This is a genomic window from Algoriphagus sp. UBA3586, from assembly GCF_002376385.1.
In the GTDB taxonomy this organism is placed as follows: Bacteria; Bacteroidota; Bacteroidia; order Cytophagales; family Cyclobacteriaceae; genus Algoriphagus; species Algoriphagus ornithinivorans.
In genome coordinates, this window is record NZ_DFMT01000016.1 from 277,260 (window position 1) to 288,643 (window position 11,384).

Annotated in this window: 10 protein-coding genes and 2 pseudogenes; 6 read left to right on the forward strand and 6 right to left on the reverse strand. The window is 38.7% G+C overall.

Annotated features, from left to right (window positions below):
- Window positions 1-159 precede the first annotated feature (159 nt).
- From B2906_RS05800 to B2906_RS05825, 6 genes and pseudogenes are all read right to left on the reverse strand, one after another.
- Window positions 160-567, reverse strand: coding sequence for an energy transducer TonB (locus tag B2906_RS05800; RefSeq protein ID WP_219959048.1), 408 nt, complete (start codon window positions 565-567; stop codon window positions 160-162).
- A 74-nt stretch (window positions 568-641) separates the two neighbouring features.
- Window positions 642-965, reverse strand: a pseudogene (locus B2906_RS05805) (energy transducer TonB); the annotation flags it as partial.
- 213 nt (window positions 966-1,178) lie between these two features.
- Window positions 1,179-1,913: pseudogene (locus tag B2906_RS18935) on the reverse strand (M56 family metallopeptidase); the annotation flags it as partial.
- On the reverse strand, window positions 1,910-2,284 hold the full coding sequence (locus B2906_RS05815) for a BlaI/MecI/CopY family transcriptional regulator (RefSeq protein WP_219959049.1): 375 nt from the start codon (window positions 2,282-2,284) through the stop codon (window positions 1,910-1,912). The gene B2906_RS05815 and the pseudogene B2906_RS18935, both read right to left, overlap by 4 nt.
- An 87-nt stretch (window positions 2,285-2,371) precedes the next feature.
- Complete coding sequence (locus tag B2906_RS05820) at window positions 2,372-3,199, reverse strand: DUF4249 family protein (protein WP_219959050.1); 828 nt, start codon at window positions 3,197-3,199, stop codon at window positions 2,372-2,374.
- Window positions 3,199-5,598: a TonB-dependent receptor gene (locus B2906_RS05825; RefSeq protein WP_219959051.1), complete on the reverse strand. Its 2,400-nt coding sequence runs from the start codon at window positions 5,596-5,598 to the stop codon at window positions 3,199-3,201. The genes B2906_RS05820 and B2906_RS05825 overlap by 1 nt, the downstream gene beginning before the upstream one ends.
- A 143-nt stretch (window positions 5,599-5,741) precedes the next feature.
- Between B2906_RS05825 and B2906_RS05830 the strand changes: the two genes are divergently transcribed.
- From B2906_RS05830 to B2906_RS05855, 6 genes are read left to right on the forward strand one after another with little or no spacing between them, the layout of a single operon-like run.
- Window positions 5,742-6,707, forward strand: coding sequence for a VWA domain-containing protein (locus B2906_RS05830; protein ID WP_219959052.1), 966 nt, complete (start codon window positions 5,742-5,744; stop codon window positions 6,705-6,707).
- A complete protein-coding gene (locus B2906_RS05835; RefSeq protein ID WP_286935908.1) occupies window positions 6,707-7,351 on the forward strand; it encodes a hypothetical protein in 645 nt (214 codons plus the stop codon). The genes B2906_RS05830 and B2906_RS05835 overlap by 1 nt, the downstream gene beginning before the upstream one ends.
- Window positions 7,348-7,950 (forward strand): hypothetical protein, encoded by a 603-nt coding sequence (locus B2906_RS05840; RefSeq protein WP_286935910.1) that lies wholly within the window; start codon window positions 7,348-7,350, stop codon window positions 7,948-7,950. The genes B2906_RS05835 and B2906_RS05840 overlap by 4 nt, the downstream gene beginning before the upstream one ends.
- A gap of 38 nt (window positions 7,951-7,988) precedes the next feature.
- Window positions 7,989-9,170, forward strand: a complete 1,182-nt coding sequence (locus B2906_RS05845; protein ID WP_286935915.1) for an acetyl-CoA C-acyltransferase — start codon at window positions 7,989-7,991, stop codon at window positions 9,168-9,170.
- A gap of 52 nt (window positions 9,171-9,222) precedes the next feature.
- A complete protein-coding gene (locus tag B2906_RS05850; protein WP_286935917.1) occupies window positions 9,223-10,311 on the forward strand; it encodes a toxin-antitoxin system YwqK family antitoxin in 1,089 nt (362 codons plus the stop codon).
- Window positions 10,312-10,369: 58 nt separating this feature from the next.
- On the forward strand, window positions 10,370-11,311 hold the full coding sequence (locus B2906_RS05855; protein ID WP_219959057.1) for a phosphoribosylaminoimidazolesuccinocarboxamide synthase: 942 nt from the start codon (window positions 10,370-10,372) through the stop codon (window positions 11,309-11,311).
- Window positions 11,312-11,384: the final 73 nt, after the last annotated feature.

Consider the following 11,384-nt stretch of genomic DNA (forward strand, 5'->3'; position numbering starts at 1 on the left):
AAAAAGGCTGTCTTTTTAGTAGATTGTCAGACTGAGCGCCTGATTAACGTCAGGCAGGTAGTCAACGGCCATTTTATTCTTTCTGGCCCACATTTCGATCCCTAACAATTGTTGGGACGCTCAATGTGACAAACTTCACTTTTGAGACAGCCTCTTTTTCTATCCCAATTTGAATCGAATTGGAAGTCTCATTCTTGTCCTGACAATACTCCCATTCATTTCACCTGGAGACCATTTGCCAGAGCCTTTGACTACTCTCAAGGCTTCCTCATCGCATCCTCCACCAATCCCTCTCATCAACTCAATATCGCTAAGTGAGCCGTCTTTTTCTACAATAAAAGAAACAATGACAGTGCCTTCTATTTCTTTGGATTGGGCCTTTTCAGGATATTTTAAACTATTGATAAGATATTGCGTCCATCCCTGAAATCCACCGGGAGGCTGAGGAGCAACATCTAATTTTTCTATCTGTTCCTCAACTGTTTCGCCAGTTTGAGCTTTCAACTCCACCCCGATTAAAAATAGGAAAAGGGGAATAAATACTAGGGTTAATTTATCGTTTTTCATGATTTTGAATTTTAAAGGAAAAAACTCTCCAATAGCTTGGAGAGCTTTTCAGGTTACTTAACACGATTATTTGCTTAACTCAACTTGAACCGAATTGGTAATCTCATTCGAGTTCTTACTTTCCGACCTCTTTGTTCGCCAGCTTTCCATTCAGGGGAATTTTGAACCACTCTTAGTGCCTCTTCATCCAAACCAGAACCCACTCCTCTCAAAATTTCCACATCCTGAACTGAACCATCAGTATTAATTACAAAAACGACAATTACAGTACCTTCAACTCCCTCTCCCCTTGCGGCTTCCGGGTATTTAAGATTCGCGCTCAAGTAATTATTCCATCCAGACATTCCCCCCGGTGGTTGAGGCTGAGTTTCCACCACGTCAAATATTTCTTCCGCAGCTATGTCAACCATTTTTCCATTCACCATACCTTTAAGTTCGACAGTTCCATCAGCTTTCATAACATCCACTATCTGTTCTGGCTTGAGTGGTTCATCTGATAAGTTTTGCTCGCAGGCGAATACAAAAACCATTAGTGAAAAAAGAGGGAGAACTAACAAAAATCTGCTCTTTTGCAGTTCAGTTGATTTAGTTTTGTTCATCATTACAATGCGTTTTTTTGTTTGAAATTGATTAAAGCTATTCATAAACTGCCAGCCTTGGTCTTTAGCCAAAAGTCTAACAAGCAATCTTGAATAATCGAATTGAGAAAAAGATTTGGTCACCCCTTGGTCAGCCTGAAACTCATGCACTTCCCGAAGAGATTTTTCTAAAGCATAAATGAATGGGTTAAACCAAAAAATAGCCTTGGTAAACTGAATCAGAATCAAGTCCCAAGTGTGTTTTTTTGCCACGTGAATTGACTCATGAAGTAAAATCTGTTTTTGATCTGGATCCTCTGGGTCAAATTTTGGCAATAAAATATAATTGAAGAAAGATGCTGGTTCAAAGCTAGGATGGATGGCTAATTTCATTCCCTGATAATTCCTCTTTTCGACCAACTGTAGCTGAAAAATAGGTTTAGCCAAACCCAAACAGAACTTACCTAATGAAAAAACCAATCCAATGGCATATATCACCAAGATCATATCCTGCCAAGTATAGGTTTCTACTTGCTCAGTAGTATTTCCAAAATCAAAAATAGGAAGTGTGTATTCCGCAAGAGGTGCTGCCGCTTGAGTCATCTCAAATGACAAAAGGGGCACAAAAAGAACCAGCAGCATCAAAACCAGAAGAGTTACTCTATTCCAGTCAAAGAAGGTCAGTTTTTCTAATACTACCTTATAAAAAACCCATCCGCCTACAAGGCAAATGCTTCCTTCTAAAAGATAATTTAAAACATTATTCATTGTTTATCCTTTTTTTCGTAGTCATCAATCATCTTCTGCAAATCATCAATTTCATCCTTGCTGATTTTTTTCTCTTTCACCATGAAGGATAAGAAATTACCTACAGACCCTTCAAAGAAATGCTTTACCATATGATTGATACTTTTCTTAGAATAGTCTTCCTGGCTGATTGTCGGGATATACATGTGAACTGTCCCGTAAACCTTGTGAGTCAAATACCCCTTTTTCTCCAGTAACCTGATTGTTGAGGCCAAAGTGGTGTAAGGTGGCTTAGGTTCTGGAAATTCGTCCAAAACGTCACGAATGAGACCTTGTCCCATCTTCCATAGTATGCGCATGATGCGCTCTTCCTGTTCTGATAATTCTTTCATGACTTTAATTTAAAATGAATTTTTTAAATAACCTATTAAAAATTAGTAGATCTATTGAAAAATAATTTCTGGCTTACTAAATATAGGTTATTCGCGAATAAAAATGGATTCCGATAATAAAGGCGAAACCAGGAAACATCCCAATACCTCACCCTCTCCCTGAATGACCCGAATATTGGTTTCTGGATTTTGAGGAGGAGGACTGAAGAGTCCACCATCATTAAATAACAAACCTACCAACTGGGTAAAATAATTATAAACATCTCGATTCATACGAAAAAGCTCCAGTCTAACTCTATCTCCAGGCTGAAATGCATAATTTAACTCCAAACCTCTTTCGAAAAAACTTAATCCAAAGGTGTCATCAAATAGTAAATAATCCTCCCTATTGTTTTTCAAGGTATCATTTTCAATGACTCTAATCCGATAATAGTTATCTCTGGTGAATGGAATTTTGCCATAGGCTTTAATATAGTATCCCTCGTCAGAGAATAGTCTTTTCTCTTTGAACTCATAGGTCAAACTATCAATTTTTGGAGCCTCTAACATCAGTCCCGAAGCTTGATAAATATTACCCCCCCATTTGACGGAAAGATTATATCGCTCTCCTACTTTTGCCACCTTTCTCCTATCCTTCGGCCTATAGCTCCTTGTACTGGAATTGTAGACAAATGGGATCAAAACTTCAGTCCCTGGAATACTGATTACCACCTCAGCATCAGAAATCACTATTCTAGTGGATTCATCAAAATAATTCTTAGCAAGGCTAATAGTCACCTCATTATAAAAGTCCTTATCGGTCCATGTACCTTCTATTACGGGGATCTCCCCTTCTATAGTAGCCAAGGGAAGATCCACTTCTTCCTGACAGGAAAAAAACAGCACATTCAACAGAGGAATAAGCAATCGTCTCATCAGAACTGAAAATTATAAGTAATTGAAGGAAGAAATGTAAACAAATAGGTCATGACGATTCCTTGCCGACTTGATTCAATAGGACCATCCCCCGCACTAAATCTAAAATCATCATTGTATATCTGACGGAACTCATAGGCAAAAGGATTCTTTCTTCCATATAGATTGTAAACACTGAAGTTCCAGCTTCCTCTCAATTTTCTCCCTTTATTGGGGTTTTTCCACGTGACTGAGGCATCCATGCGATGATAATCCGGGAATCTATCCTGATTTCTGAATTTGGAAAAAAGTGGTAATTGCTGGTTGTCTACTGGATAAGTTCCGATTGGAAATGTAACTGCCTGTCCTGTGGTATAAACGAAGGTTAAACCAGCAGACCAGGAAGGAGAAAACTCATGATTCAAGACCAAAGTCACATCATGAGGTCTATCAAATCTTGGGTTATACTTTCGGTTTTCACTAATTCCTTCAATCAACCTCCAAGTCCTAGACCAAGTATATGCTAGCCAGCCTGTAGTTTTTCCGGTATTTTTTCGAAGTAAAAACTCCACTCCATAAGCCCAGCCTTTTCCGGTAATTATTTCTGTTTCCACCTGGTCTGTAAACAGAACTTGGGCTCCATTTCTCAAATCAATGATATTTCTCAGGTCTTTATAATAAGATTCAACTGAAAACTCCCATTTGTTATTTTGGAAGTTTTTGAACATTCCTATTGAAATTTGATCAGATCGAATTGGAGGCACATAAGTGCCAGCCAAAATCCATCTATCAATTGGCAATCCTGCAGAACTATTAGAAGCAATCTGCACGTATTGAAAATTTCTGTTGTAGGCGGCTTTCAAGGAAAACTCTTCATTAATCAAATATCTGAAAGCCAACCTTGGCTCCAAGCCTTGATAAAACTTGATGTTTTCGAAGGAATTGAATTGAACAGAATCAATCACTTCCACATCCGGTCCCGGAATACCTCCCGCATATCTATAGTCCACACCTCTACCCAGCTGATTGAAAAAACCCCATCGGAGCCCAGCCTCAGCACTCAATTTTGAAGAGAATTGATGAGACAGTCCAGCGAATAAATTATTCAAAACTCCATTTTTTGGATTGGTATTGATTGGGTCCAGATTACTGTTCGGAAGAGGTTCTAAATTGATGGGTGAAAAATTATAAAACTGGGAATGAAAGCCCCAGTAAGTCTGTGTTTTTGAATTATTATTTAAGGACCAGTTTCCCTTAATTCCTGATTCAGAAAGGTTATTATTCCAAATAAACCCATTATCCGGATCATTGATTTCGATTTTATAATTGTAAAAAGAGTGATAAGCATCTAAGTCAAAAAACAAGTCATCAGAAATATTTCTAGACCATTTCAATGAACTCACCCAATTACTCCAACCCAACCCGAACTCTCTATTTATTCCCAAGAAATCTCTCCCTTGATAGGTAGAGAAAGTGATCTTATCCTTGTCCGAGATTTTAAACGCCAGCTTCCCGCTTAAATCATAAAAATTAAGCCTATTATCTCTTAGATCTGGATCATTAGCCAGTTTCAAAAAAACATCTGCATAGGTTCTTCTCGCCGAAAATACAAAAGAGGATTTTTCGGAAAATAATGGACCATCTATAGTAAACCTGGAAGAAATTGTTCCAATTCCACCCTCTCCATGAATTTGATCATAATTTCCTTCTCTCAAACTAACATCAATTAGAGAAGACAACCTTCCTCCATAGGAAGCGGGCATGTTTCCCTTATATAATTCCACCTGATCTAATGCATCTGGATTAAAGACCGAAAAGAATCCAAAGAAATGGGAAGGATTGTAAACAGGAGCTCCATCCAGTTGTACTAAATTTTGATCGGCAGAGCCTCCTCTAACAAATAAACCAGTAGTGCCCTCCCCTGCAGTTTGAACTCCAGGTAGTAGCTGCAAACTTCTAAGCAAATCGACTTCTCCAAATAAAGCGGGAATATTCTTAATAGTCTCGATAGGAACCCTTGCTTTTCCAGTCTCCAGATTTCTAACATTTTCATCCGGACGCCTTTCCTGAATAATCACTTCCTCAAGAGATAACTCCTCAGGATTCAAAAAAAATCTCTGAAATTTGGATAAATCTTTTTCAGTAAGAACTCTGATTGATTTTTCATAGCCTATAAAAGAGACAATCAATCTGGCTGGAAGTTTAGTGGGCTGGATTTCAAAATTCCCATCTAAATCACTAACTACTCCAGATTTTAAATCATTTTCCCAAAAAATATTTGCTCCCGTCAATGGTGATGAATCTTTCACATCCAAAACCTGTCCACTGATTTTCGTACTTTCCTGAGCACTTAGGATAAACGGAAATAGACTTAAAGCTAAGACTATCAGCAAACAAAAATTGACTTTGGATAAATTCATTGACCAAAAATATTGAACCCATTCAAATTACTTGGATGGATTTGGAATTTAATAATTGTTAATATTTACAAACATTGAATTTATAACCGACCACTTGCATGAAAGTTCCTTTCAAAGTAAGCTTTATTTTATAATTTCAGGCCATGATTTGGGCATATCCTGACATCAAGCTTATTGCACTACTAGCAGGAATTTTTATTCTGCTCTATCTGGTATACTTATCAAGATATTGGGCCATCAATAGAAGGCTGCAAGTTGAAAAGCGAAGACTTTTCACCAAACTGGTTATCCGAACCCTTTATTTTATATTATTTCTAATCGCTTTGGCAGGACCATCCATAGGTACCTCTACCAAAGAAGTCAAAGAAGAAGGAAAGGATATTTTCATTGCAATAGATTTATCCCAATCTATGAATGCAACGGATATTGGACCAAGTCGTTTACAGAGAATCAAGTTTGAGTTGAAAAATTTGATTAAAAGTTTTCCATCTGACAGAATTGGTTTGATAATTTTCTCCTCTGAGGCTTTTATGCAGTGTCCTTTGACATTTGATCAAAGTGTGCTCCAGCTTTATTTAGATGGATTGAATACCGGTTTGGTCCCGAATTCAGGCACGGACCTGACAGGTCCTTTAAAAATGGCCTTGGAAAGATTCAACAATGATGAAAGCATGGAAGTAAAATCCAAGTCCATAGTCTTGATCTCCGACGGAGAGAATTTCGGGGATGATTTGGACGACGTGGGCGACAGACTAAGCGATGCTGGGATCAAGGTTTACTCCTTGGGTATTGGAACAGAAAAAGGAAGCTCTATTCCACGAGGAAATGGAGTAATCATCAATCCTGAGACCGGGAAACCTGCTGAAACGAAATTAGATAGAGGATCATTAAAATACATTGCCTCAGAAACGGGAGGTCAATATTTTGAAATTTCAGATGAAGCCCAGGAGCTGGGTGATCTCACTGCAGCATTGGAGAGATTAGAAGGAGGAACTGTAGGTACCAGAAAAATAGAAACCTCCTCCAATAAGTATTTCTATTTTCTTTTGGCAGGACTGGTTCTGTCTCTCATTGACATGATTTTACCTATCAAAACAATTAGATTATAATGAGCTGGGGCAAAGTCATCATAGCAATTTTCCTAATAATCCCTGCATCATGGACCCGGGACTCCAGGTTGAATGCAGCGATAGATGTTGCTGCTGAAAGCTATGCCAAAGCAGACTATGAGCAGTCTATTAAAGACCACTTATTTATATTAGAACAGTTTCAGCTCCAGTCCTACGCATTGGATTTCAACTTGGGTCTCAGCTATCATTATGCAGAAAATCCCGATGAAGCCAGTACTTATTTTGACAAAGCATCCACTAGCCCGGATAAGTTACTTTCATCTTTTGCTTACAATCAGGGTGGAGTGATTCTGGGAAATAAGAAGGAATATGAAGTAGCTCTTAATAAATTTAAATCTGCTTTAATTCAAGACCCATTCAATGAGGTGGCAAGGCATAATTACGAACTTCTTGCCCGCTGGATGCAAAGAGATGAGGAAAGGAAAAATGAGGAGCAGAATAAGCCTGAGCCATCCGAATTTGCCAAGCGTAAAAAAGCAGAGGCTGATCGCCTTGTTGAACAATTTAGGTTCCAGAATGCGTTACAGGTAATGACTGATGCTCTGCAACAGGACGAGACGGTTGCAGCTTATCAGGACTTTATCAACAGTCTCCAAGAAATAACAGAAATAGAGAAAAAATGAAATACCTATTAAGCATCATTTTCTTGCTTTTCGCTTTGAGCATTCAAGCTCAAACTGCTGGGGATTTCTTTAACCGAGCTGCTAGATCCTATGTCAAAACTGAAAAAGAGGATGCTCTTAAAACAGTTAATCAGGGATTAAGTAAATATCCTGAGGACCAAAAATTAAAAGCTTTGAAAGAGAAGCTGGAGCAGGATCAAGAAAAGGAACAAAATCAAAATCAGCAGCAGCAGAACCAACAAAATCAGGAACAGCAGCAGCAAAATCAGCAAAGTCAAGGGGAAGAAGGCCAACAGCAGGAGTCCAAAGATCAAGGGGAGAAGACAGATCAGGATAAAGCTAAGGAATCTCAGTCCGGAAATCCTACAGATAAGAGCAATGACCCTACAAGCCAAAATGCCAATGATCAAATGGATGCCAATTTAGCTGACAGACAGAAAGCCATGGAGGAATTCAAGGAAAAGCTTAAGGCTATGAACTTGACCCCAGAGCAAGCTGCTCAGATTTTAGAGAGTATGAATGCAGCTGAATTGCGGTATATCCAACAGAATAAAAAGAAACCAACTCAAAGACCTAAAAGGGGAATTCCTGATTGGTAAAATTTTCTAATTAAGCTTTTAATTAAACCCAAATAAACATGTCTAAAGAAGTATATATTGTTTCAGCAGTTCGTACACCACTCGGAAGTTTTGGAGGAAAGCTTTCAGGACTTACTGCCATTGAGTTAGGGAGCACTGCGATCAAAGGTGCCTTGGAAAAATCCGGCGTCAAAGCGGATGACGTACAGGAGGTTTTCATGGGAAATGTAATATCGGCCAATCTAGGTCAAGCCCCTGCAAGACAAGCTGCAATTGGAGCAGGAATTGGTTACCAAGTCCCTTGTACTACTATTAATAAGGTATGTGCTTCTGGAATGAAAGCAGTAATGTTTGCCGCTCAGTCCATCATGCTTGGAATCAATGATGTGGTCGTTGCCGGTGGAATGGAAAGTATGTCAAATGTTCCATTCTATGTTCCTAAAGCCAGATTTGGATACAAGTATGGAAATGCAGAGTTCGTGGACGGTCTAGTAAAAGACGGCTTATTCGAAGTTTACTACAAATTCCCTATGGGAAATTGTGCAGATAATACTGCCAAAGAGATGAAAATCAGCAGGGAAGAGCAGGATGCTTATGCCATACAGTCTTACCAAAGATCTGCTGATGCTTGGGCAAAAGGATATTTTAAGGATGAGGTTATTCCTGTGGAACTAAAAGGAAGAAAAGGGGAAACAATTCTCATTGACGAGGATGAAGAATATAAGAACGTCATGTTTGATAAAATCCCGTCCCTTCGTCCTGTATTTGATAAAGAAGGAACAGTAACAGCAGCCAATGCTTCCACCATGAATGATGGTGCATCTGCTTTAGTTTTAGTCAGCAAAGAAAAAGCGGAAGAATTGGGATTAAAGCCTTTGGCGAAAATCAGAGGATTTGCAGATGCAGCCACTGACCCACTATGGTTTACTACTGCTCCAGCACTTGCGATTCCTAAAGCTATCAAGCATGCAGGTTTGACTGCAGATGATGTGGATTTTTATGAAATCAATGAAGCCTTCTCTGCGGTGGCATTAGCCAATCAAAAACAACTGAATTTGAATCCAGACAAACTGAATGTATTCGGAGGTGCAGTCTCCCTTGGTCATCCACTTGGGGCTTCAGGAGCTAGAATCATCGCTACTTTAAATTCAGTCTTGCATCAAAAATCCGGACAGATCGGAGTTGCCGGTATCTGTAACGGAGGCGGCGGTGCTTCTGCTTTAGTATTAGAAAAAGTCTAAAAAAGCAATTAATTTGATCCTTGGTGAATTAACCTCACCAAGGATTATTTTTATGAAAAAAGCCCTTTCAATTCTACTCTTTCTTTCCTTTTGTTTGATCGCAAAAGCTCAGGATACAATTCGAACTTATTACGATGAGGATCAGGAGCTACTGAAGGAAATTTATGTCCGAATCAACGGCAAAGCTCAGGGCCAAATCAAAAGATATAGTGAAGATGGACAATTGATCCAAATCGGTTTTTTAAAAGACGACCAAAGACATGGATTATTTGTGGATTTAGATCCGGCTACTGGAGATACTATTAGAATTGTCCCCTTTTTGGAAAATCAAAGAAATGGCCTGAGCAAAAGCTTTTATCCATCAGGACAAGTTCAGCAGGAACTTAATTTCAGTAATAACCAAATTCAGGGAAAGGTTACCACCTATTATCCCGACGGAAGTCTACAGGACCTGACTGAGTTCAAAAATGACAGGCCAAATGGGTTGAGTGAATCTTTTTATGAAAATGGGGAAATCCAAAGCCGGCGCAATTTCTCCATGGGGCAATTTGATGGCTTGGTAGAGGAGTTTGATGAAAGTGGACAAAAATTAAGAATTGCGACCTACTCTAAAGGAGTTTTGGATGGAAAAGAAGAGCAGTATTATGAAAATGGTAAAATTCAGTCATCCATCGATTACAAAAAAGGCCTCTTGAATGGGGCATATATTTTAAATTTTGAAGATGGAAGCCCTCAAAGAAGGGGAACTTACAAAAACGGGATAGCTGAAGGTGATTTGCTGGAATATTTCCCCGATGGAAGTTTAAGATCTCAGATAAGCTATAAAAAAGGAATCCCTACCACTTCCCTTTTGGTTTATCATGCAAATGGAAAAATTGCTATCGAAAGAAAGTTTGTTCCTAATTCAGATTTGGTACTTAGTGAAAGCTTTTATTTTCCAAATGGACAGCTTCAGATGAAAAATACCTATCTCAATGGTTTATTGGAGGGAGAAGTTAAAATATTTAGGGAAGATGGGAGTTTAAAAGAAATCAAGAATTTCAAAAAAGATAAACTGGATGGTAAAAGGGAGTTCTATGATGAAAATGGAGAACTTATAAGAGTAGAAATTTACAAAGCAGGTAAAATCGAAGAGAAATAATCCCTAAACCCAAAGTATAAAGGCAAAGCTTTTCCTATTTTTGCCAAAAATCAAAAGCATGAGTCAAGCGATCAAAGAAACCAATTTTCAATTCCCCGGCCAACAGGGCTTTTATAAAGGAAAGGTAAGAGATGTGTATATCTTCGAAAAAGAATTGGTTGTAGTAGCCTCTGACAGGATTTCTGCTTTTGACGTGGTTTTACCCAAACCCATCCCATTCAAGGGACAAGTTCTAAATCAAATTGCAGCGAAATTTCTTGCTGCCACAGCTGATATAGTTCCAAACTGGGTAGCAGCAACCCCTGACCCAAATGTGACCATAGGAAAAAGATGTGAGCCATTTAAGGTTGAAATGGTAATCAGAGGCTATTTATCCGGTCATGCTGCACGTGAATACAAGGCAGGGAAAAGAATGATTTGTGGAGTACCTATGCCTGAGGGCATGAAAGAAAATGATCGCTTTCCAACTCCTATTATCACTCCTACCACCAAAGCTTCAGAAGGTCATGATGAAGATATTTCCAAAGAGGATATTTTGGCAAAAGGAATCGTAAGTACGGAAGACTATGCTGTTTTGGAAAAATATACGCGTGCGCTTTTTCAAAGAGGGCAAGAAATGGCCGCAGAAAAAGGATTGATTCTGGTAGATACGAAATATGAATTCGGGAAATACGGAGATCAAATATTTCTGATCGATGAGATCCACACACCAGACTCATCCAGATACTTCTACGCAGAAGGTTACGAGGAAAATCAAGAAAAAAACTTGCCACAAAAACAGCTTTCCAAAGAATTTGTTAGACAATGGTTGATTGCTAATGGTTTCCAGGGGAAAGAGGGACAGCAAGTGCCTGAAATGACCGATGAAATTGTAGATAGCATCTCGGATCGTTATATTGAACTTTTCGAGAAGATCACCGGTGAAAAGTTTCAGAAAGCAGAGACAAACCAACTTGAAAATAGGATTGAAAAAGCGATAAACGCTTATCTTTCCAAATAAATCTAAATTTATAAGGTCAGTCAATAACAAGAAAATCTAGAAGTGAATTGACAAGATCTCAACCGATTAAATT

Coding starts and splice junctions, on each gene's coding strand:
- B2906_RS05800 (WP_219959048.1), bottom strand. CDS start 567: ATGAAAAACGATAAATTAACCCTAGTATTTATTCCCCTTTTCCTATTT.
- B2906_RS05815 (WP_219959049.1), bottom strand. CDS start 2,284: ATGAAAGAATTATCAGAACAGGAAGAGCGCATCATGCGCATACTATGG.
- B2906_RS05820 (WP_219959050.1), bottom strand. CDS start 3,199: ATGAGACGATTGCTTATTCCTCTGTTGAATGTGCTGTTTTTTTCCTGT.
- B2906_RS05825 (WP_219959051.1), bottom strand. CDS start 5,598: ATGAATTTATCCAAAGTCAATTTTTGTTTGCTGATAGTCTTAGCTTTA.
- B2906_RS05830 (WP_219959052.1), top strand. CDS start 5,742: ATGATTTGGGCATATCCTGACATCAAGCTTATTGCACTACTAGCAGGA.
- B2906_RS05835 (WP_286935908.1), top strand. CDS start 6,707: ATGAGCTGGGGCAAAGTCATCATAGCAATTTTCCTAATAATCCCTGCA.
- B2906_RS05840 (WP_286935910.1), top strand. CDS start 7,348: ATGAAATACCTATTAAGCATCATTTTCTTGCTTTTCGCTTTGAGCATT.
- B2906_RS05845 (WP_286935915.1), top strand. CDS start 7,989: ATGTCTAAAGAAGTATATATTGTTTCAGCAGTTCGTACACCACTCGGA.
- B2906_RS05850 (WP_286935917.1), top strand. CDS start 9,223: ATGAAAAAAGCCCTTTCAATTCTACTCTTTCTTTCCTTTTGTTTGATC.
- B2906_RS05855 (WP_219959057.1), top strand. CDS start 10,370: ATGAGTCAAGCGATCAAAGAAACCAATTTTCAATTCCCCGGCCAACAG.